Annotated in this window: 16 protein-coding genes; 10 read left to right on the top strand and 6 right to left on the bottom strand. The window is 67.0% G+C overall.

Going from position 1 to position 20,991, the window contains the following annotated elements; translation table 11 throughout:
* Nucleotides 1-402: 402 nt before the first annotated feature.
* Genes AC3A5Z_RS13680 through AC3A5Z_RS13670 form a run of 3 tightly spaced genes read right to left on the bottom strand, consistent with a single transcriptional unit; the run spans nt 403 to nt 4,093 of the window.
* Nucleotides 403-2,580 carry a polysaccharide biosynthesis tyrosine autokinase gene (locus tag AC3A5Z_RS13680; protein WP_487519896.1) on the bottom strand — a complete coding sequence of 726 codons (2,178 nt, stop codon included), beginning with the start codon at nt 2,578-2,580 and terminating at the stop codon, nt 403-405.
* A complete protein-coding gene (locus tag AC3A5Z_RS13675) occupies nt 2,577-3,020 on the bottom strand; it encodes an arsenate reductase/protein-tyrosine-phosphatase family protein (protein ID WP_487519895.1) in 444 nt (147 codons plus the stop codon). The genes AC3A5Z_RS13680 and AC3A5Z_RS13675 overlap by 4 nt, the downstream gene beginning before the upstream one ends.
* Before the next feature lie 2 nt (nt 3,021-3,022).
* The gene (locus AC3A5Z_RS13670) at nt 3,023-4,093 is read right to left on the bottom strand and encodes a polysaccharide biosynthesis/export family protein (protein WP_487519894.1); all 1,071 of its coding nucleotides are present in this window, start codon (nt 4,091-4,093) and stop codon (nt 3,023-3,025) included.
* 819 nt (nt 4,094-4,912) lie between these two features.
* On the opposite strand from AC3A5Z_RS13670, the gene AC3A5Z_RS13665 reads away from it, so the two are divergent.
* Nucleotides 4,913-6,043 carry an MraY family glycosyltransferase gene (locus AC3A5Z_RS13665; protein WP_487519893.1) on the top strand — a complete coding sequence of 377 codons (1,131 nt, stop codon included), beginning with the start codon at nt 4,913-4,915 and terminating at the stop codon, nt 6,041-6,043.
* Nucleotides 6,044-6,443: 400 nt separating this feature from the next.
* On the opposite strand, the gene AC3A5Z_RS13660 is transcribed toward AC3A5Z_RS13665, so the two are convergent.
* Together AC3A5Z_RS13660 and AC3A5Z_RS13655 are read right to left on the bottom strand one after the other, a co-directional pair.
* Complete coding sequence (locus tag AC3A5Z_RS13660; protein WP_487519892.1) at nt 6,444-6,755, bottom strand: hypothetical protein; 312 nt, start codon at nt 6,753-6,755, stop codon at nt 6,444-6,446.
* Between the two features lie 106 nt (nt 6,756-6,861).
* Nucleotides 6,862-9,147 carry an FdhF/YdeP family oxidoreductase gene (locus AC3A5Z_RS13655; protein ID WP_487519891.1) on the bottom strand — a complete coding sequence of 762 codons (2,286 nt, stop codon included), beginning with the start codon at nt 9,145-9,147 and terminating at the stop codon, nt 6,862-6,864.
* Between the two features lie 363 nt (nt 9,148-9,510).
* Between AC3A5Z_RS13655 and AC3A5Z_RS13650 the strand changes: the two genes are divergently transcribed.
* From AC3A5Z_RS13650 to AC3A5Z_RS13610, 9 genes are all read left to right on the top strand, one after another.
* Nucleotides 9,511-10,521 carry a dihydroxyacetone kinase subunit DhaK gene (locus AC3A5Z_RS13650; protein WP_487519890.1) on the top strand — a complete coding sequence of 337 codons (1,011 nt, stop codon included), beginning with the start codon at nt 9,511-9,513 and terminating at the stop codon, nt 10,519-10,521.
* Nucleotides 10,522-10,528: 7 nt separating this feature from the next.
* The gene (gene dhaL, locus AC3A5Z_RS13645) at nt 10,529-11,164 is read left to right on the top strand and encodes a dihydroxyacetone kinase subunit DhaL (RefSeq protein WP_487519889.1); all 636 of its coding nucleotides are present in this window, start codon (nt 10,529-10,531) and stop codon (nt 11,162-11,164) included.
* A gap of 20 nt (nt 11,165-11,184) precedes the next feature.
* The gene (dhaL, locus tag AC3A5Z_RS13640; RefSeq protein ID WP_487519888.1) at nt 11,185-11,847 is read left to right on the top strand and encodes a dihydroxyacetone kinase subunit DhaL; all 663 of its coding nucleotides are present in this window, start codon (nt 11,185-11,187) and stop codon (nt 11,845-11,847) included.
* A 50-nt stretch (nt 11,848-11,897) separates the two neighbouring features.
* Nucleotides 11,898-13,907, top strand: a complete 2,010-nt coding sequence (locus AC3A5Z_RS13635; protein ID WP_487519887.1) for a bifunctional sugar-binding transcriptional regulator/dihydroxyacetone kinase subunit DhaK — start codon at nt 11,898-11,900, stop codon at nt 13,905-13,907.
* A 142-nt stretch (nt 13,908-14,049) separates the two neighbouring features.
* On the top strand, nt 14,050-15,033 hold the full coding sequence (locus AC3A5Z_RS13630; protein WP_487519886.1) for an ABC transporter permease: 984 nt from the start codon (nt 14,050-14,052) through the stop codon (nt 15,031-15,033).
* 68 nt (nt 15,034-15,101) lie between these two features.
* Nucleotides 15,102-16,100 carry a substrate-binding domain-containing protein gene (locus tag AC3A5Z_RS13625; protein WP_487519885.1) on the top strand — a complete coding sequence of 333 codons (999 nt, stop codon included), beginning with the start codon at nt 15,102-15,104 and terminating at the stop codon, nt 16,098-16,100.
* Between the two features lie 78 nt (nt 16,101-16,178).
* Complete coding sequence (locus AC3A5Z_RS13620; protein WP_487519884.1) at nt 16,179-17,753, top strand: sugar ABC transporter ATP-binding protein; 1,575 nt, start codon at nt 16,179-16,181, stop codon at nt 17,751-17,753.
* Nucleotides 17,750-18,769 (top strand): ABC transporter permease, encoded by a 1,020-nt coding sequence (locus AC3A5Z_RS13615; RefSeq protein ID WP_487519883.1) that lies wholly within the window; start codon nt 17,750-17,752, stop codon nt 18,767-18,769. The genes AC3A5Z_RS13620 and AC3A5Z_RS13615 overlap by 4 nt, the downstream gene beginning before the upstream one ends.
* Nucleotides 18,770-18,801: 32 nt before the next feature.
* A complete protein-coding gene (locus tag AC3A5Z_RS13610; protein WP_487519882.1) occupies nt 18,802-19,746 on the top strand; it encodes a carbohydrate kinase family protein in 945 nt (314 codons plus the stop codon).
* Nucleotides 19,747-19,749: 3 nt separating this feature from the next.
* Here the strand turns inward: AC3A5Z_RS13610 and AC3A5Z_RS13605 are convergent, their stop codons facing one another.
* Nucleotides 19,750-20,730 carry a sugar-binding transcriptional regulator gene (locus tag AC3A5Z_RS13605; RefSeq protein ID WP_487519881.1) on the bottom strand — a complete coding sequence of 327 codons (981 nt, stop codon included), beginning with the start codon at nt 20,728-20,730 and terminating at the stop codon, nt 19,750-19,752.
* Between the last annotated feature and the right edge of the window lie 261 nt (nt 20,731-20,991).

Below are 20,991 nucleotides of genomic sequence, written 5' to 3'. Positions count from 1 at the left end.
GCAGCTTGGAAGCGAAAGCAGATGTCCCTTAGGCTCGTCGCGAAGTTCAGCTGGAGAACGGGATATCATGAAGAGCAGACATTGCGTCTCCATCGGCAGGCCAGCACGAGCGGGTCGTGGCCGTGGAGAGCTGGCGAGAAACGACTTCGCTCGAGTTTGTCCGGCAAGCACTTGGGCCTGCGTGCCAAACCCCTGCGTCGGGCATGCCTCCTTTTGCTTCATGCAACACCCCTTCGGTCCTCGCATTTTCCGGGTTTCCCGAAACGAAGCCAAATTTGGGTGGCGGGGCCAGTTTTTCGACGAGCGCAACCAATCGCTCTGCGGCAGGGTATGCGGCAATGGACGATGACGCAGCTTTCCCGAAACGAAGCCAATTTTTCCGAATAGAGCCTGTAACGCTTCTCAGCGCGTGTCCGACTGGTAGCTGTAACGGTAGTTGTAGTAATAGCCGCGATTATAGGCGCGGCCCATGTCGCGGTAGCCGTTCAGGATCGTGCCAGCCAGCTTGCTGCCCGAGGTCTCGAACACCCGACGCACGGCTTCGACTTCCGGCAGCGCGGTCTCCAGATGGCGCACCACCATGATCGAGGCGCCCACGGAACGGCTCATGATCACCGGATCGGTGACCGCGAGGGCAGGGGGGCTGTCGATGATGATCAGGTCGAACTGCTTGTTGAGCTTCTCAAGGAGCTCGGGGAAGCTCGCCCGCATCAGGAGTTCCGACGGGTTAGGCGGGAAGCGGCCCGAGGTGATGACCGAAAGGCCGGGCACTGGTCCCGCGATCATTGCCTCTTCCGCCGTCTTCTCCCCGGCAAGTACCTCGGCAAAACCGGGCGCGTTGCGTTCGACGCCGAAGTAGCGCCGCAGATAGCCGCGGCGCATGTCGGCGTCGATCAGGCAGACTCGCTGCCCGGCCTGAGCCGTCACCACAGCAAGGTTCACCGCGTTGAAGCTCTTGCCCGCCGCCGGCGCGGCCGAGGTCAGCATCACCGTGTTGGTCTTGGCGTCCAGCATCCCGAAATGCAGAGAGGTCCGCAGCGAGCGCAGCGCCTCGATCACCAGATCGTTGGGCCGCGTCAGCGCCATGATCGGCAGCGCGCCGCGGATGCGACGATGGTTGGCCGCGTCCTCCGAGAAGTTCACCGTGGCGAAGACCGGCAGTCCGATCCGCTCCAGCTCCTCGCCGCCCTTCACGCCGCGCCGCGTCATGTGCCGCAATAGCACGAGGCCGGCGCCGCCGATCAGTCCGAGGATCGCCGCCAGTGCGAGCGTCCGCCCCTTGCGCGGTGCGATCGGCAGCGCGCTCGCCTGAGCCGTGTCGATGATCCGCACCGAGCCGATGCTTGACGCGCGCAGAACCTGCAACTCCTGCACCCGGTTCAGCAGTTGCAGATAGACCTGCTGCGCCACTTCCAGATTGCGAGTGAGGTTGAAGATTTCCTTCTGCGTCTCCGGCAGCCCGCCCGCTTCGGCCCGCAGCGCGTCGAGATCGCCCTGCAGCTGGGAGCGGTTCTTCAGCAGCGCCTGATAAGTCGGGTGGTTGATGGTGTAGCGCTCTTTAAGTTCTTCTTCCTGCAGCCGCAGCTTGCTCAGCTCTTCTTCCAGCGCCGTGGCGCGGTCGAGTAATGACTGGGTTTCATATGTCAGGTCGACAGACTGCTGCTGCTGGCGGTAGGCGTTCAGCGCGTCCTGCGCATTCGCCACTTCCTGCTCCGAAAGCGGCAGCTGCTCGTCGATGAACTCGAGGCTGCGCTGTGCCTCGAGCGAGCTGCGCGAGATGTTCTGCGCAACATATGCCTCCGAGATAGCGTCCAGGATTGTAGCAGCGCGCTCCGGACTGGAAGCAGTGAGCTGGATGCTCAGGATCGAGGACTGGCGCGCGCTTTCGCTGACCGAAAATCTTTCCCGCAGTTCGCTGACAACAAGAGGTGTGCTGCGCCGCACCAGATCGAAGGTTCGGCCCGCCGCGCCCTCCAGCACATCGACGCGCAGCGACAGGCCAAGCGTATCGTCGCGCAGCGGCTCGCGGACCTTGCCTTCGCGCGTGCTGCCATCGGGCAGCAGCAGGCTGTAGGCGCCGTTGCCGAGCGCGGTAACCAAGAAGGGTTCGCCCATCCACTGATCGGGCACCTCGAACTCGCCGATGGTGATCGCCTCGTCGCTCCAGGCGTAGGGGGCGAGCATGCCGAGACCGGGGTCGGGCAGGTTCAGCCGGTCAAGCATCCGGCCGATGACCGGCAGGCGGTGCGGCTCGGCCTGGACCTCGAGATCGAGCTGATCGACCACCGCGCCCAGCACCATGCGCGATCGCAGGATCTCGATTTCGGTGGCGCTTGCGGCCTCTTCCCCCAACATGAGGTCCTGCATCCCGGTGGGGATGGCCAGGCCGCTGCGCTTAGGTTCGAGCTGCAGCAGCCCGTCGGCCCGGTAGACCGGGTCGGTCAGCAGCACGGATGCGGTGCCCACGCCGAGCGCCACGATGAGGCAGGCCAGAACCCAAGGCCAACCGGCAACGACCACGCCCAGCAGCTGCAGGATGTTGATCTCGTCGTCGTCTTCCATCCGTGCGTCGCCGCTCATGTGTTCGTCCTGCTCAGTCTTTGAACCCAGCCATCGACGGCTTTGGCAATTTCGTCTTGTACCCGGCCATGTATGTCACGCGAGCGACGATAGGGATCGTCAATGCCGCGCGCGCCGCTCCACTGGTCGAAGAGCATGGTCTTGCCCGAAAGGTGGGGGGCAATGCGCACGATCTCGGCCTTGTGCTTGGGTTCCATAACAAGGATCAGATCATAGCCCGCGGCGAGCTGTGGGGTAAACTGCCGCGCGGCATGTCCGGCCAGTGACAGGCCACGCTCTGCCGCGACGTCATTTGCCAGCTCGTCCGCGGGATAGCCAACGAGGGCGCCGAGACCGGCTGAAGCCACCGTCATATCCGGCAGCCGTGCGGCAAGAAGCCGTTCGCCCACGGGCGAACGGCAAATGTTTCCGACACAGACCACAAGGATGGAGCCGATCACCGTCAGAGACCGTCCACGGCCTTCGCCGTCGTGAGGCTCGGCAGGAGACTGGTGATCAGACGGTTCCAGCGGGAGAGCGGCGCGGTCGTCACATAGATCACGTCCTGCGGCAGGACGGTAAAGCGGGTGCCAAGGAGGAAGGCGGTCGGGTTCGACGCGTCGAGCTGGTAGACGGTGATGCCGCTCGACGTGTCACGGAACACGAAGATCCCGCGCGCATCCGCCTGATCCTCGTTGAGACCGCCCACCCGAGTTAGCGCTTGCGTCAGGCTGACATTCTCGCGGGTGAGGTCGATCGTGGTCGGCTTGACGATCTGGCCCAAGAGATAGGCTTCCTTCAGCGCAAGGCGGGGCACGTTCACCACATCGCCGCTTTGGAGCGTCGGGTTGTTGGAAGACACACCCCGCTCAAGGAAAGCCTGCAGATCGACATTGTAGACCCGGCCGCCGCGCCGCAGGGTCACGCCAGAGGCATCGGCTTCCTCGGTTAGGCCGCCCGCCGCATCGACCGCCTGAAGGAGCGTTACCTGCGTCGCCGTCAGCGGCTGGCGGTTGGGCGATTCGACCTCGCCGGTAATTGAGACCGACTGCGAATTGTAGCCAACCACCCGCACCTCGACCTGAGGATCGGGGATGTATTCGGCCAGCTTCTGCGTCAGGTTCGCGCGAATCGCCTCGGGGGTCAGGCCCTTGGCGGTGATCTGTCCGACGAAGGGGTAGAAAAACGTCCCGTCCGCCTGCACGCGAAGCCCCGATTCTTCGGGAGTTCGATTCGTGCCCGAGGGCATGGTCAGCTCCGGGTGGTCCCAGACCACGACATCAAGGATGTCGCCTGTCCCGACCCGGTAGTTGTATCCGCCACCGTTCGGCAGGTTGGTTGTGCCTCCGCCGATCTGCCGTTGCGCGCTGTAGGCGCCGATATTGTCGGCGGTGAGCGCGACCACGGTCACATTGGTGGCGAGCTGTTCGACCTCTTCGCGCACCGCATCCGGATTGACCGGAAAGTCGGTTTTGGTTCTGTCGCAGGAGGCCAGTAGCGCGCAGGCGAAGCCAATCAGGATCCAAGGCCGCATCGTGCTCACCCTCAAAGGTTATTGCGCATCTTGCTGCGCATCATTGGCGCGGCGAGGTGCCTGCGCGCTGTTTCGATAGTCCAAGGGGGCAAAAAAACCAACCCTTAAGAGAATGAGCGATGGCAGAGGCGCGCAAGGTGTTGCGGAGGAGCCAAAATGGGTACGGACGAGCGAGGAGAGGGAGCGGCACTTTGTAAAGGTCACGGCGGCAGGGCAAGCATCTTTGGAGGGACGGGCAACGAGGGGCGGTGCGGAGGCAGTCAGGCGCTAGACCTGTCTGCAACCTGCGCGAGAAATGAGCAAAAGCATCGAGTTTTCAACAGCTGTCTTTCTTCTGCGACAGTGCGTCACGGGTGGGCAGCCTTATGGTGAGCCGTTTGTCCTGAGTGAGAGACTCTGCAAGAGTCTTCACCCGTTTTGCCCGGATCAAAGCCCGTTCAGTGAAAAAAACACACACAGGTCTGCATTTGGCCTTTGAAACGCATATGCAACCAACCGTCGGCGTAGCCTCATCATCTTCCGGCGCACCCGGTGGGCGGGCGGGGTGGCGGTTTTCTCACTGTGATCAGATTGCCCAGGCCCTTTAAAATAAGTCCGTAATGGATAACGAATGGTTGATGTTGCTTCAGAGCTCTCTCATGGTCTGCCTGTCGGTGACAGCGAGTCGCCGTTGGTAGTGATCGGGTGATCCTTTGGGGAGGGTCGCTTTGTTGTTAACAGTTGGGACTACGATTTTCTGCGGCTGCCCGTCACGTTGCTTGCATATTATGCTCGAAGCGATGGTCGTACTCCCGTGGACGTGTGGGGAAAGCACTTGCAATGATTCCGGACCTTCTGAGCGCGAACGGCACTGGCCCGTTCCTGGCGCCTGCCCTCGTTGGGGCAGTGTCGAGCCTGTTTGTCGCTGTCCTTCTAGTGGTGACGCAGCGGTATCACGGGCACCTGACGCTCGACAGCCATCAGGGCGTGCAGAAGCTGCATCTGGCGCCCACGCCGCGGATCGGAGGGCTGGCCCTCCTCGTCGGCGCTGCCGTGGGCGGATCGCTCCTGCCGAAGGAGGCGCAGCTCCTCTGGTGGGCGATCTGTCTCTCCGCCCTCCCGGCCTTCGCCTGGGGGCTGGCCGAGGACATTACCAAGAAGGTCGGCGTGAAGGCGCGGCTTTTCGCGACTATCGGAGCGGGCCTCGTGTTCTGCACACTGACCGGCTACCGGATCGAGGCGGTCGATGTGCCCGGAGCGGACTGGCTTCTGGCCTTCCCGGCCTTCTCCATCGTCTTCACCGCCTTCGCCATTGGCGGCATCGCCAATGCGCTCAACATCATCGACGGGGTGAACGGGCTGGCATCGGGCACGGCGATCATCGTGCTCTCGGGCTTCGGGATCGTCGCGGCGCAGTCGGGTGACACGGCGCTTCTGGCCTGCATCCTCGTGGCCATCGGCGCGCTCTTCGGCTTCTTTCTGATGAACTTTCCCGTCGCCAACATCTTCCTCGGCGATGCGGGGGCCTACACCACGGGCTTCCTGCTGGCCGTGGTCGCCGTGGCGCTGCCCGCGCGCAACCCCGACCTCTCGCCGCTGATCGGGCTTCTGGCCCTTGCCTATCCGGTGGTCGAGACCATGGTCTCGATCATCCGCCGTGTCAGCCGCGACGGCAGCAATCCGGGCAAGCCGGACCGTCTGCATCTGCACAGCCTCGTCTACCGCAGTCGGGCGCGGCGGGCGGCCCAGCAAATCGGCCTGCCGCATCTCCGCAACCCGATGACCAGCATCATCCTCTGGTCGCTCTCGCTGATGTCCTGCGGGCTGATGGTGCTGACACGCGACAGCTCGGGTCTGGTGTTGCTCGGGCTGGCCGCGGTGGCTGTCGCCTACGTCATGTTCTACCGGCGGGTGGCCTTGCTCGGCCCGTTGTTCGAAAGACGGACGGCAGAAACCCTCACCGGCTCGTAAGAAACAAAGCTGGGGCGGCCGGTCTCGCGGTCGTCCCTCGCGGTGCGACGCGGGCGGACCTGAAGCGGCTGATCGCGAACCAGCCCGAGCCATGCGGACAAGGTCAGCCAGAGCAGGGCCAGACAGGGGAAGATCAGCAACGCGGTCATGGACAGTCCTTTCGCCAGGATGGTCACTGCAGATGAACGCGTCGCCCTGCCTATTGTTCCTGTCGCGTCATAGCTGCGGGTGGTACGCGGCGCCTGCTCAAGAGCAGGAAGATCTTTTCGTCGCCGCCGAGGCGAGGCACCGTGAGCAGCGCCAGGCCCAGCATCTTGTCGCATAGGTGCGACCTTTGGTGCGGCCAAGAGAGCGAGCCGCAGCGCAACGCCGAAGCTTTGCTCGCCCGGGATGTCTGGAATTACTGCCGGTTCGGCTCGTAACCCGCTGTTCGTGCCGACACCTCCTGCAGCCCATGGACGAGAAACACGCCCATGACGCCGTGATAGAGGATCGACGCGCCAAGGAGGTGCAGGAGGTAAACCCAGCCCTCCGCCACGCCCGCCGTCACCACCACGCCCAGCGATCCCACCGCCGAGATCGCCAGCGCCGCGAGGATCGCCCGGCCGTTCGGGCCGAGCCTGCGGGCGACGATGGCGCGGCGTTCCCACTCGGTCGCGCCCAGCAGAAGCGCCAGCGAGACCCCGAACGACAGGGCGAGAAACTGAAACATGCCGGGCCTCCATCCGCTCCGACCGGCGCAGGAGGCCGGTCCCACCCTCTTGCGATAGCTCTGCCGCAAGAGGGCGTCCATGGGACGGAATGGCGCGCCCGAAGCCTTAGGCCGCGTCGCGCTCGACTCGGACAGGGACCGACTTGTAGGCCGGGGTCTTCGAGAGCTGGTCGTGGTGATCGATCGGCACCAGCACGTTGCACTCGGGGTAGTAGGAGCCGACGGTGCCGCGCGGCAGCTCGAAGGGCAAAAGCGTCAGCCCCCCGAGCCGCCGGACATGGCCATCCTCGGTGTCGGTGACCAGAGCCACCATATCGCCCTTGGCAAAACCGATCGCAGCCATGTCCTCCGCGTTCATCAGCAGCACGTCGCGCGTGCCCTCGATGCCGCGGAAGCGATCGGAATAGCCGTAGATCGTCGTGTTGAACTGGTCGTTGGAGCGCAGCGTCAGAAGGCTGTAGCGCCCCGCCCGGTCCTCGTAGCCGAGCGAGGTCAGCCGGTCCGGTGTCGTCACCTCGGCCTTGCCGCTTTCGGTCTCCCAGATCCGGTCATGCGCCGGGATGCCGCGATAGAAGCCGCCCGGCTGGAACATGCGCTCGTTGAAGCCCATGAAATCCTTGGGGTAGTTCGCCTCGATCAGGTCGCGCACCCGCCCGTAGTCGGCGGTCCACCCCGCCCAGTCCAGCTTCGGATGCGGCGGGATCAGCGCCGCGGCGATGCCGGTCACGATGGCAAGCTCGCTCTTCAGCTGCTCCGATGCCGGTTTGCGCCGCCCGAGCGAGCCGTGGATCATCGAGAAGCTGTCCTCGATCGTCACCGCCTGCTCGCCACCCGCCTGCTGGTCGCGCTCGGCGCGGCTGAGGCAGGGCAGGATATAGGCGGCCTTGCCGGGAAAGAGGTGGCTGCGGTTCAGCTTGGTCGAGATCATCACCGTCAGATCCTGCTTCGGCCAGGCCTCCTCCATCCGCTCCTGATCCGGCACGGCGCGCAAAAGGTTGCCGCCGAGGCAGAGGAAGGCCTTCACCTTGCCCTCAAACAGCCCCTCGACCGCCTCGACGATGTTCATCCCGTCCTCCTGCGGCGGCTCGAAATCATAGAGCGCACGCAGCTTGTCCATCGGAATGAGGCTCGTCTTCTCGGCGATCCCCACGGTGCGCTGGCCCTGCACGTTGGAATGGCCGCGCACCGGGCAGCAGCCCGCGCCAAGCCGGCCGATGTTGCCGCGCAGCAGCAGCAGGTTGACCAGCATGGCGATGTTGAGCGAGCCGTGCGTGTGCTGGGTCAGGCCCATGCCATAGACACCGATCACCCGCTCGGCCTCGACATAGATCTGGCCCGACGCGCGCAGCGCCGCCTCGGTCAGCCCGCAGGCCGCCTCGATCTCCGGCCACGGCACCGAGCGGGCGTGGGCGATGAACGCGTCCATCCCGGTCGTGTGCTCTGCGATGAACTCGACATCCAGCACCCGCGGCAGGCCCTCGGCCTGTGCGCGGTCGTCGGCCTCGATCACCACCTTGCAAAGCCCGAGGATCGCCGCGATGTCGCCCCCTGCCTTCAGCTGGTGATACTGGTCGGAGATGATCGTCTCGCGCCCGGTGACCATGTCCGACAGGTTCTGCGGGTTGACGAAGGACACCAGCCCCTGCTCGCGCACCGGGTTGAAGGTGACGATCTTCGCGCCGCGGTCTTTGGCCTCCTTCAAGGGATGCAGGAAGCGCGGCGAGTTGGAGCCGGGGTTCTGGCCGAAGAAGAAGAAGCAGTCCGTCGCCTCCAGATCCTCCCAGATCACCGTGCCGACCGAGGAGCCGATCACCTTCTTCAGCCCGACCGAGGTGGTCTCGTGGCACATGTTGGAGCTTTGCGGCAGGTTGTTGGTGCCATAGAGCCGCGCCAGAACGCCGTAGAGGTAGGAGGCCTCGAGCCCGGCATGCCCCGAGGCGTAGAACACCGCCTCATCGGGCTCGAGCCCGCGCAGGCTCTCGGCGATGCCGGCAAAGGCCTCGTCCCAACCGGTCTCGACGTAGCGGTCGCGCGCCGCATCATAGCGCAGCGGGGCTGTCAGCCGCCCGGTCGATTCCAGATCGTGATCCGACCAGTTCCGCAGCTCCGACACCGTATGATCGTCCCAGAAGGCGGGCGTGCAGCGCGAGATCGTCTGATCCCACATCGTCGCCTTGGCGCCATTCTCGCAGAACTCGAACGGGTGGTAATTCGCGGGCTTCGGCCAGGCGCAGGAGGCGCACATGAAGCCGCCGGGCTTGTTCTGCCGCCGCAGCGTGTCGAGCGCCCCGGGCGAGGCCCAGCTTTCTCCGAAGATGCGGGCCATGCCCTTGACCGATCCCCAGCCGCCAGCCGGTCCGGATTCCTCGGGAAGATCGCTGATGTCGGTCATGCTCATGCCTCCGGGCTTGGTCTGAGGAGGGGTAACGCACCACGCGCGATCCGGTTCGCAGAAACTGTATCGGAAGCCTGATTACAGAGTTCAGATGGCAATTGACATCTGACGAATCCCGGGTAACTTACACAAGTCATCGCGTGGCGAATATTGTCGATACGAGCCGCGCAGACCGGGAGGGTCTTCGACACCGGAGCAGGATGCGGCGCAGGGCCTTCGGCCCGCGCGCGCTCGCCTTGGTGTCTGCCTGTCGGGGAGCGATGTGGAACGACGGTCCGCCGGGGCGGATGCGGGGTAATGACGCCGTCAGGGCGGGCGCAGGCCCGACCTTGCAGGGCGGCGCAGGAGACGAGAGACGAGATGCAGAGATTCATCAACGATCCCGACGATCTGGTGGACGAGACCGTGGCCGGCTTCGTCAGGGCGCACCGCGATCTGGTGCGGCTCGACCCGGCCAACCCCCGCGTCATCGTCTCGACCTCCGCCCCGCGTCCCGGTCGCGTCGGCATCGTCACCGGCGGCGGCTCGGGCCACGAGCCTGCCTTCATCGGCTATTGCGGCCGCAACATGGTCGATGCGGTCGCCGTGGGCGAGCTCTTCTCCTCACCGACGGCCAAGAGCTTTGCCGATGCTATCCGCGCCGCCGATGGCGGGGCGGGGGTCGCCGTGCTCTACGGCAACTATGCCGGCGACAACATGAACGTGAAGATGGCCGCCCGCATGATCGGCAAGGACGGCATCGAGGTGGCGACCGTCGTTGCCAATGACGATGTCTGCTCGGCCCCGCTGGACGAGCGCGCCAAGCGGCGCGGCGTGGCGGGCGAGATATTCATGTGGAAGATCGGCGGCGCCAAGGCCGCGCAGGGCGGCACGCTGACCGAGGTTCAGGCCGCGGCCCAGAAGGCGATCGACGCCTGCCGCTCGGTCGGCGTCGGCCTCGGCCCCTGCACCCTGCCGGGCGTCGGTCATCCCAACTTCCAGATCGAGCCCGGCACGATGGAGGTCGGCATCGGCCACCACGGCGAGCCCGGCACCCGGATCGAGGCGCTGAAGACCGCCGACGAGGTCGCCGACGACATGCTGCGCATCGTCATGGACGACCACGCCCTGCCCAAGGGCAGCGAGCTTGCAGTGCTGGTCTCCGGCCTCGGCGCCACCCCGGTGAACGAGCTCTACGTGCTCTACGACCGCATCGAGCGCGGGCTCGAGGCCATGGGCATGACCGTCCACAAACCGCTGGTCGGCAACTATTTCACCTCGCTCGACATGGTCGGCGCGACCCTGACGGTTATGGCGCTCGACGACGAGTTGAAGGCGCTGCTCGACCACGACGCGGCCTCGCCGGGCCTTTCCGTCACCAATGCCCAGTGAGGACAGCATGACAAGCATCGCAAACGCAGGGCAGGGGCCGATCGTCGAGGAGCTGGCCGAGGTCATCGTCGCCAACAAGGCCTATCTCTCGGAAATCGACGGCAAGATCGGCGACGGCGACCACGGCATCAACATGGCCAAGGGCTTCGGCCGCGCCGCCGAGCGCATCCACGGGCAGGAGCTGACGCTCGATCAGGCGATGATGGTGCTGTCCGAAGTGCTGATGGGCGAGATCGGCGGCTCGATGGGGCCGCTCTACGGGCTGATGTTCGAGGACATGGCCGGGGCCATCGCCGGCAAGGCACAGATCGATGCCGAGACCTTCGGCACCATGCTGCAGGCCGGGCTCGACGGGGTGCAGGGCGTGGGCGGCGCATCGGTCGGGGACAAGACGCTGATGGACACGCTGGTGCCTGCCGTCGCTGCCTTCCGTGCCAGTGCCGACAAGGGCTTCGCCGAAGCGCTGCCCGCGATGGCCGCGGCGGCGGAGGCCGGGCGCGACAGCACGGTGGATCTGGTGGCCAAGATCGGCCGCGCCAGCCGTCTCGGCGAGCGCTCCCGCGGGGTGCTCGATGCGGGCGCGACATCCTGTTGCCTGATCCTGACCACGCTGGCGGGTTCGGTCAGCCGCAGGCTCGGCTGAGACAGGTCAGGATCGCCGCAATGCAGCCCTTCAGCGCAGATCAGGTCGTGGCCCTCCTCAGGGTGGTCGCCGCGCGCGTCGCCGGGGCGCGCGCCGATCTGGGCACGCTGGATGGCGCCATCGGCGACTCCGACCATGGCACCTCGATGGCCGAGGGTTTCGCCGCCGTGGTCCGCGAGACCGCCGAGGCCGCCGGGCGCGGTACGGCGGCGGGCGATCTCTTCCCCATCGCCGCGCGCGCCTTCCTCGATGCGGTCGGCGCCACCACCGGCCCCCTCTATGCCAGCGCCTTCCTGCGCGCGGGCCAGCGCTTCCACGGCCAGACCACTCTTGCGGCAGAGGACCTGCCGCTGATCGTCGCCGCCTTCGCCGAAGGCATCGCCGAGCGCGGCAAGGCCCAGGCGGGCGACAAGACCATGATGGATGTCTGGGGCCCCGCCGCCCGCGCCGTCGAAAAATCCCGCGCCGCCGGAGAGGGCCCGCTCCCCACCATGGCAGCCGCCCTGCGCGCCGCCGAGGAAGGCCGCGACGCCACTCGCGCCATGATCGCCGCCGTCGGTCGCGCCGCCCGTCTGGGCGAGCGGACTCTGGGCCATCTCGACCCCGGCGCTGTCTCGGCCACGCTGATCATCGCGGCCCTGCATGACGGGCTGGCCGAGCATCTGGCACGGGGGGCCGCCTGATGGCGCCGCGTCTGCCTGTGCGCGGGGGCCAAACCCGCAGCGATGCCGACATGCCCCTGCGCTTCGGTGACGACCCGCTGCTCTGGGCGGCCTGGCTCTATTACGAAGAGGGCCTGACCCAGGGCGACATCGCCGAAAAGATGGGCCTCTCCCGCGCCTCGGTGAACACCTATCTCGCCGATGCCCGGACCCGCGGCATCGTCAACATCGCCATCTCGCCCGAAAAATTCCGCACCCTCTCCGTCGCTCAGGCGCTGAAGGACCATTTCGGCCTGCAGGACTGTCTGGTGATCCCGAGCGAGGGCGCCGACCGCCCGCTGATCTCGCGGCTGGGCGAGGCGGCGGCGCAGGCGCTGACCCGCTACGTCCAGTCCGGGGATACGCTCGCGGTGACCTGGGGCCGGACCGTGCTCGCGCTGGCCGAGGCGCTGGACCATCCCGGCCTGCAGGATGTGCGCGTGGTGCAGGCGACCGGCGGCACCACCGCCAAGATCCCGTGGACGCCCGAAGCCTGCGCCTCGCGTCTGGCCGAAGCCCTCGCCGCGCGCTGCATCCCGATCTCGGCCCCTGCCATCGTCTCCACCGCCGAGATGCGCGCCCTTCTCATGCAGGAGCCGGTGCTGGCCGAGCAGCTCGCCGTGCTGGCCGAGGCCGACCGCATCGTCATGGGCATCTCCTCGCTGCGCCCGGAAAGCACGATCCACAGCAGCGGCTTTCTCGACGGCATTGCCCAGCACTCGCATTACCATGAGGCCGTCGGCAGCATCGTCGGGCGGTTCATCTCGGCGCGGGGCGAGCCGGTGATGGGCCCGGTGAACGACCGTACCATCGGCATCGACCTCGAGGCCCTGCGCCGGATCCCGCAGCGCATAGCCGCGGCGGGCGGGATGGACAAGGTCTCGGCCATCCTCGCGGCCCTGCGCGGCGGCTATGTCAACGTGCTGGTGACCGACGCCGCCACCGGGCGCGGCATCCTTACGGCCGAGGGCTACAAGGACGGTCGCGTGCGCCCCGCAGCGGCCCCGCCGCAGGTGGCGACGGCACGCAGCCATGTCAAAAAGCTGATAAACGCACCGCAGGATGCGGTCGATGAGGCGCTGAAAGGTGCAGTTTTCGCACATGAGCACCTCATCGCCGCCGTTCCCGGCGCCCCGCGGGCCATCGTCTCGCTGGAGGGCCCGCGGCTCGGCAAGGTAGGCATCGTCATCGGCGGCGGCGCCGGGCACGAACCCGGCTTCTGGGGCTATGTCGGGCGCGGGCTCGCGGATGCGGCCGCCGTCGGCAACATCTTCGCAGCCCCGCCGCCGGGGCCCATCCTCGCTGCAACGCAGGCGGCGGATGGCGGGGCCGGCATCCTCTATATCTACGGCAACTTCTCCGGCGACGTGATGAACTTCGGCATGGCCGCGGAGCTTGCCGAGGCCGACGGCCTCCGCGTGCGCACCGTCGTCACCACCGATGACATAGCCTCCTCGCCGCTGGAATCGCGCGCAGCGCGGCGTGGCGTGGCGGGCAATGTTTTCGTCTTCAAGATCGCCGGCGCCGCCGCCGACCGCATGCTGCCGCTCGACGCCTGCGAGGCCATCGCCCGCCGTGCCGCGCTGCGCACCTATACTATGGGTCTCGCGCTGGAGCCCGGCAGCCTCTTGGAAACCCGCCGCCCCAGCTTCGAGCTCGGGCCCGACGACATGGAGATCGGCGTCGGCGTGCATGGCGAGCCCGGGGTGGTGCGTCAGGCAGTGGCCTCCGCCGATGCCTGCGCCGACCTGCTGCTCGACCGCATCCTGGCCGAGATGCAGCCCGCCAAGGGCGACCGGGTGGCGGTGCTGGTGAACTCGCTCGGCGGTACGCCGGCGATGGAGCTCTACATCGTCCACCGCCGCATCCGCCAGCGGCTGAAGGCGCGCGGCCTCGTGGTGCATCACAGCCTCGTCGGCCCCTATTACACGTCGCTCGACATGGCGGGCGTGTCGGTGACGTTGCTGCATCTCGACGACGAGCTCGCCACGCTGCTCGATCACCCCTGCCGCTCGCCGGCCCTGACGGTGGAGCAGGGCTAATGCGCGGCACGGAGAAACCTGTTGACACTCGTCACGCCGCTTTGACAAATGTCAGACGCGGCTGGCGGGAGGCCGGAGCCCGCGGATCGCGCGAGGCTGCCGCCATGCGAGGGCGCCTCGGCGCCGCGAGGAGGGACAAGACGTGAGTTTCGGGGTGGACCGCCAGACAGTGTTTCTGGCCGCGATCAATATCGCCGTTCTGGGCGCAGGCGCGATGCTGGCCAGCGACAGCTTCATGGACAGCTACAACCTGCAATCCATGGCCTCGCAGGTGCCCGAACTGGGGCTGCTGGCGCTCGGCGTGATGCTGGCGATGATCTCGGGCAATGGCGGGATCGACCTCTCGGGGATCGCGCTGGCCAATCTTGCGGGCATCGTGGCCTTCCTCACCGCGCGCAACATCATCGCCCCCGAGGACGCGCCGCTCCTCTTCGCCTGGACCTTCGCGGGTCTGGCGCTGTTGGTCGGGCTCGTCGGCGGCATCATCAACGGGCTGATGATCGCCTATGCCCGGCTCACGCCGCTGATCGCCACGCTGGGCACGCAGCTGCTCTTCACCGGCGTCGCGGTGTTCCTCACCAACGGTTCCGCCGTCGGCATGGGCTACATCCCGCCGCTCGACGATTTCGGCAACATGCCGGTGATGGGCGTGCCGATGAACTTCGCGCTCTTCCTTGCCATCGCCGCAGCCCTGGCCTTCGTGCTGGCCTACACCCCCTTCGGCGTCCGGCTGCGCCTCATGGGCAGCAATGCCAAGGCCGCCCGCTACGGCGGCATCTCGGAAACCCGGATGCTGATGATCACCTACACGCTCGCGGGGCTTCTCGCCTCGGTGGCGGGGATCGTGATCGCCGCGCGCAACGCCTCGGTGAAATGGGATTACGGCGGCTCCTACGTGCTGATCGCCATCCTCATCGCCGTGCTCGGCGGGGTGAAGCCCGAGGGCGGCTACGGCAAGGTGATCTGCGTGCTTCTGGCCGCGACGGCGCTGCAGATCCTGTCGAGCCTCTTCAACTTCCTCAACATCTCGAATTTCTTCCGCGATCTGGCCTGGGGGGTGCTTCTGCTCGCGCTTCTCGCCTCGGCGCGGTTCGATCCCGGCCTCTGGCTCCGGCCAAGGCGGTAGCCCTGCGATCCGTCGCGACGCGGCGGGGCGGACAGACCATCCAAGCTCTCATCATCTAGGAGGATAACATGAGTGCGATTTCCAGACTTGCCGGCGGCGCGATGTTTGCCGGTGCCCTTGCGGCGGGAGGTGCCTTCGCACAGGACAAGCCCTCGATCGTGACCGTCGTGAAGGTGACGGGCGAGAACTGGTTCATCCGCATGAACGAAGGCGTGGACGCCTACAACGCCGAGCATGACGATGTCGACGCCAGCCAGATCGGCCCGGCCAAGGCCGATGCCGCGCAGCAGACCCGCATCATCGAAGACCTCGTGGCCAAGAACGTCTCGGCCATCGCCGTCGTGCCGATGGACCCCTCGGCGCTGGAAGGCGTGCTGCGCCGCGCGGCGCAGCGCGGGATCAAGGTCATCACCCACGAGGGCGACAGCGTGGTGAACACCGCAGTCGACATCGAGGCCTTCGACAACGCCGCCTTCGGCCAGCGCATCAACCAGAAGATGGCCGAGTGCATGGGCCAGTCCGGCAAGTGGACGAGCTTCGTCGGCTCGCTGGGCAGCCTCACCCACAACCAGTGGGTCGATGCCGGCGCCGAGAACGCCAAGCAGTTTGCCGAGATGGAACTGGTCGCCGAGAAGAACGAGTCCTTCAACGACGCCAACCGCGCCTACGAGAAGGCCAAGGAAATCCTGCGCCGCTACCCGGACATCAAGGGCTTCCAGGGCTCCTCGGCCATCGACGTGATCGGCATCGGCCGCGCGGTGGAAGAGGCCGGTGTGCAGGACAAGACCTGCGTCTACGGTCTGGGCCTGCCGAAGGACACCGGCCCCTATCTCGAGACCGGCGCTGTGGACGAGATCTTCTTCTGGGATCCGAAGGATGCCGGCTACGTCATGAACCGCGTGGCCGACATGGTGCTGAAGGGCGAGGAGATCACCGACGGCATGGATCTCGGCGTGCCGGGCTACGACAAGATCACCGTCACCCCGGGTGCGGGCGAGGGCATCATCATCCAGGGCCAGGCCTGGGTCGATGTCGACAAGTCCACCTACAAGGACTACCCGTTCTGATCCTGCCCCGGATCGTCTGACCTTCCGGGATCGCGGCACCTGCCGCGGTCCCGACCGATGCAAGTTCAGGAGACTGCGATGCAGCCCCTTTCGCCGCCCCCTTCCAAGCCGCCCTTCCTCGAGGTGAGGAACGTGCGCAAATCCTTCGGCGGCGTCCGCGCCCTGAAGGATGTGAGCCTCGTGATCGAAGCGGGCGAGGTCTATCACCTGATGGGCGAGAACGGCTGCGGCAAGAGCACGCTGATCAAGATCATCTCCGGCGCGCAGATGGCCGACGCGGGCCAGATCGTCATCGACGGCGCTCCGGTCGGCACGACCGCGGGCGATCTCGGCGCGATCGGTGCGCTGCGCGCGGGGATCGAGACGGTCTACCAGGATCTCTCGCTCCTGCCCAATCTCTCGGTCGCCGAGAACATCGCCCTCACCGGCCAGCTCGTCGAAAGCGAGGGGCGTCTCGCGCGCAGGCTCGACGTGGCCGGGCTCTACGACACCGCCGCCCGGGCGCTGGCCGAGGTGCATCTGCCCGCAGACCGCCCCTTCTTGCGCCGCCGCGTCGATACGCTGCCGCTGGCCACCCGCCAGCTTGTCGCCATCTCCCGCGCCATCGCCTCCGACGCGCGGCTCGTGATCATGGACGAGCCGACAACCTCGCTCACCCGGCAGGAGGTGGACAACCTGCTCGCCGTGGTGCGCAAGCTGCAGGCCAAGGGCGTGGCCGTCCTGTTCGTCACGCACAAGCTGGAGGAGTGCAAATCGCTCGGCGGGCGCGCGATCATCATGCGCGACGGCCAGAAGGTCGCCGAGCTCGACGTGGCCACCCACAGCAAGGCCGAGTTCAGCCATTGGATGACCGGGCGCGAGATCTCCGAGGCGCGCTACCGCACCGAGCCCAATCCCGGCGCGGAACTGCTGAAGGTCGAGCGCCTCGCCAGCGGCAGCGCCTTCCGCGACCTCTCCTTCACCCTGCGCCGCGGCGAGATCCTCGGGTTGACGGGGCTGCTCGATTCCGGTCGCAACGAGGTGGCGCTGGCACTCGCGGGTGTCGCGCCCGCCACTGCCGGCACCATCACCCTCGATGGCAAGACCATCGCCCCCCGCACCCCCGCCGAGGCCATTGCCCATGGTATCGGCTATGTCCCCGAGGACCGGCTGACCGAGGGGCTGTTTCTCGAGAAGCCCATTCAGGACAACATCACCCTGCCGGTGCTCGACCGGCTGCGCAACGCCTTCGGCGTCATCAGCACCGGCAAGGCCCGGCGTCTCGCCGAGCAGAGCGTGGCCGATTTGCAGGTGGTGGCCCCCGATGTCACCGTGCCGGTGCAGTCGCTGTCGGGCGGCAACCAGCAGCGCGTGCTGATCGGCCGCTGGCTGACCATCAACCCCCGGCTCCTGGTGCTGCACGGCCCGACGGTGGGCGTCGACGTCGGCTCCAAGGACACGATCTTCCGCATCATCCAGCGCCTCGCCGACGAGGGCATGGCCGTGCTGATCATCAGCGACGACCTGCCCGAGCTGCTGCAGAACTGCGACCGCATCCTCGTGATGCGGCAGGGCGGCATCGTCGCTACCTACGACGCCGAGACGGTGGACGAGGACAGCATCTATCAGACGATGGCAGGCACCGGCGCCGCCGCAGAGGAGGTCGCGCAATGACCCATCCCGCAACCGTTCCCGCCCGTCCGGGCCTCGGCGCCCGGGCCTGGGCGCTGATGGGGCAGCGGCCCGAGCTCTTCACCCTCGCGCTGGTGCTGCTCACCTGCCTCGTGGTGATCGCGGCCAACCCCGACTTCCTGCAGATGAGCAACCTCTTCGACGTCCTCCGCGCCTCGGTCGTGCGCGGGCTCTTCGCGATGGGCGTGCTGGTGGTGCTGGCCGCGGGCGGGATCGACGTGTCCTTCACCGCCATCGCCGCCTTCGTGATGTATGCGCTGACCATGCTCGTCACCAACGTCTTCCCCGGCATGCCAATGCTGCTGATCGTGCTTCTGGCAGCCCTCGGCGGCGCGGCCTTCGGCGCGGTGAACGGCTTTCTGGTGCAGAAGCTGCAGGCGCCGTCGCTGATCGTCACCATCGGCACGCAATACATCATCCGCAGCTTCCTTCTGACCTTCGTCGGCACGGCGCTGTTCATGAACATTCCCCTGTCGATGGACAGCTTCGGCAAGGCCGCGCTCTACACCCATGTCTCCTCGACCGGCGTGGTCTCGATCCTGCCCGCCACCGTTCTGGTGCTGCTCGCCGCCGCGCTGGTGACATGGTTCATCCTCGAGCGCACGCTGATGGGCCGGGCGATCTTCGCCGCGGGCGGCAATCCCGCCATCGCCGAGCGGCTCGGCTTCAACTTCTTCCGCATCCGCATCTTCGTCTTCGCCTACGCCGGTCTGCTGGCCGGGATCGCCGGGGTCGTGCATGTGTCGAGCGCGCGGCTCGCCAACCCCTTCGACCTCGCGGGGATGGAGCTCGAGATCATCGCCGCCGTGGTTCTGGGCGGCGCGCGGATCACCGGCGGCTCGGGCAGCGTGATCGGCACGCTGCTCGGCGTGCTCCTGATCACGCTGGTCAGCAACGTGCTGATCTTCGTCGGCATTCCCAGCACGCTACAGCTCGCGATCGTCGGTGCCTTCATCCTGCTGGCCGGCACCATCTTTGCATTGCGCAACCGCGGCTGATCCGCCGCGGTCACTTTCAGGGAGCACCCAATATGGCGCATGATGTCTCGGTGATCGGGCTCTACATCCTCGATGTGCTGGGCCGCCCGGTCGATGCCATCCCGGCTGGCGGCAGCGTGGATTTCATTGACGAGATCCGCCTGACCGTCGCGGGCACCGCCGGGGGCACGGTGGTCGATCTGGCCAAGCTCGGGCTGAACTGCCTTGCCGTCGGCGCGGTGGGCGAGGATGAGAAGGCCGATTTCGTGCTGGCGACCTTGGCGCGCTATGGCGTCGACACCACGCAGATGCAGCGCCTGCCCGGCGTGCCGACCTCGGCCAGCATCCTCAACATCCGCCGCAACGGCGAGCGTCCCGCCCTGCATGCGCGCGGCGCCTCCGACCATTTCGACGTGCCCGAGGCAGCGCTCGACGCCGTTCTCGCGCCGCCGATCGTGCATCTCGGCGGCACGGGTCTGCTCGCCAGACTCGACGGCGCGCCGAGTGCGCGACTGCTGTCCGAGGCCAAGCGGCGCGGGCGCACGGTGACCTTCGACCTTCTCGGCGCCAACGACGGCACGCTCGACCTGATCGCGCCGCTCTTGCCGCATATCGACTATTTCATGCCCTCGATCGAGGAGGCCCGCCAGATCTCCGGCGCGCAGGAGGTCGAGGCGGCGGGGCGGTTCTTCCTCGATCGCGGGGTGAAGCATTGCGTCTTCACGCTGGGCGGCGAGGGGGTCTGCTTCATGGATGCGGGCGGGCAAGTGCTGCGCCAGCCCTCGTTCCAAATCGAGGTGGTCGACACCACCGGCTGCGGCGATGCCTTCGACGCGGGCTTCATCACCGCGCTGCATCACCGGATGGATCTCGTGACCGCGCTGAACTTCGCGCAGGCCTCGGCGGCGCTGGTGGCGACCGGGCTCGGCTCCGATGCCGGCATCCGCTCCTTCGAGGACACGCTGGCCTTCATGAACACCACGCCGACCAACGGCTGAGGCTCACTCCGCCAGAAGCCGCTCGGCCACCTCCATGTCGGTGACCAGATGCGTGGCGAAGCCGCCGCGCAGCGTCGCCCGGATCGCCTCCACCTTGGGGAGCCCGCCCGCGACGCAGATCCGCTGCGGCACGGCGCGCAGCTCCTCCAGCTCGATGCCGATCATCCGCCGGTCGAAGTCCCGCGCCACCTGCCGCCCCGCGGGGTCGAGAAAGCGGCAGATCAGCACCGCGACCGCCCCGGCCTCGGCATAGGCGTCGATCTCGGCGTCGCTGGTGATCTCGGCAAAGCGCATGGTGCTGTCCGCCTCCAGCGAGCCCACGCCGAAGACGATCATGTCGGCCCCCGCGATCAGCCCGAACTGGCGCCGCAGCACCGGCTCCTGCATCAGCGCATCGCGCAGCGCCGCGGTGGTCAGCACGGCGGGCGACAGCATGTTGACGCTGACCGCCCCCAGATTGCGCGCGAGGATCGAGGTGCAAAGCTCGGCCGAGAACTCGGCCTTCCCGATGGAAGAGCCCGTCACCTGCACCACGCTCAGCCCCTCGACCGGGCGGGGCAGGGCGATGGCATCGGCGATCGCCAGCACCGTCCGCCCCCAGGAGACGCAGATCGTCTGCCCCGGGCGGATCATCCGCTCCAGTAGTCGCGCCCCGGCGGCCCCCAGCATCGGCAACAGCGCGGCACTCCCCGCCGCCTCGCCGCGCGGAATCACCAGCGCCTCGCGCAGCCCGAACTTCGCGGCCAGATCGCGGGCGATGGTGGTCCGGGCCAGCACCTCGGCATTCATCAGGACGCGCACCACCCCGCGCCGGCGCGCCTCCTGCAGGTAGTTTACGATGCTCGCCCGCGACACGCCGAGGATCCTGGCGATCTCGCCCTGCGTCAGTTGGTCCTCGTAGTAGAGCCAGGCGGCCCAGACCACCGCATCGTCAAATTCCGCCGGAATCGCAGCGGCAGGGGGCGGCGGCTCGGCTGGTGTCATCGCATCTTCCCGGTGGTCCCGCCCTTCCCTCGCACAAAAGCCGAGGCCTGCCAACGGGGTCGCGAAAGCGCCTTCCAAGGGTAGAAGCGCTTGCATGGCGGGCATCATGGCAACAGACTGGCGGCACAGCCCAAAGCTCACGCCACGACGTCCATCATGTGGACCTTCCCTCCGTGCCCGGAGGCGATGCCGCGCGTTTTTTTCGCTGGCCACCGACATTTCCCGTTGCCAAGCCCGTTTTCTGCCGCCTAACCTGCATCC

Source organism: Cereibacter sp. Soil_C_27, assembly GCF_057657095.1.
Note: the sequence above shows the minus strand (reverse complement) of the source record. Positions and strands in the feature narration are given on the sequence as shown.

Bases quoted from the DNA above. Each gene is read 5' to 3' on its own strand.
- AC3A5Z_RS13680 (WP_487519896.1), bottom strand. From the start codon at position 2,580: ATGAGCGGCGACGCACGGATGGAAGACGACGACGAGATCAACATCCTG.
- AC3A5Z_RS13670 (WP_487519894.1), bottom strand. From the start codon at position 4,093: ATGCGGCCTTGGATCCTGATTGGCTTCGCCTGCGCGCTACTGGCCTCC.
- AC3A5Z_RS13665 (WP_487519893.1), top strand. From the start codon at position 4,913: ATGATTCCGGACCTTCTGAGCGCGAACGGCACTGGCCCGTTCCTGGCG.
- AC3A5Z_RS13660 (WP_487519892.1), bottom strand. From the start codon at position 6,755: ATGTTTCAGTTTCTCGCCCTGTCGTTCGGGGTCTCGCTGGCGCTTCTG.
- AC3A5Z_RS13655 (WP_487519891.1), bottom strand. From the start codon at position 9,147: ATGACCGACATCAGCGATCTTCCCGAGGAATCCGGACCGGCTGGCGGC.
- AC3A5Z_RS13650 (WP_487519890.1), top strand. From the start codon at position 9,511: ATGCAGAGATTCATCAACGATCCCGACGATCTGGTGGACGAGACCGTG.
- dhaL (WP_487519889.1), top strand. From the start codon at position 10,529: ATGACAAGCATCGCAAACGCAGGGCAGGGGCCGATCGTCGAGGAGCTG.
- dhaL (WP_487519888.1), top strand. From the start codon at position 11,185: ATGCAGCCCTTCAGCGCAGATCAGGTCGTGGCCCTCCTCAGGGTGGTC.
- AC3A5Z_RS13635 (WP_487519887.1), top strand. From the start codon at position 11,898: ATGCCCCTGCGCTTCGGTGACGACCCGCTGCTCTGGGCGGCCTGGCTC.
- AC3A5Z_RS13625 (WP_487519885.1), top strand. From the start codon at position 15,102: ATGAGTGCGATTTCCAGACTTGCCGGCGGCGCGATGTTTGCCGGTGCC.
- AC3A5Z_RS13620 (WP_487519884.1), top strand. From the start codon at position 16,179: ATGCAGCCCCTTTCGCCGCCCCCTTCCAAGCCGCCCTTCCTCGAGGTG.
- AC3A5Z_RS13615 (WP_487519883.1), top strand. From the start codon at position 17,750: ATGACCCATCCCGCAACCGTTCCCGCCCGTCCGGGCCTCGGCGCCCGG.
- AC3A5Z_RS13610 (WP_487519882.1), top strand. From the start codon at position 18,802: ATGGCGCATGATGTCTCGGTGATCGGGCTCTACATCCTCGATGTGCTG.
- AC3A5Z_RS13605 (WP_487519881.1), bottom strand. From the start codon at position 20,730: ATGACACCAGCCGAGCCGCCGCCCCCTGCCGCTGCGATTCCGGCGGAA.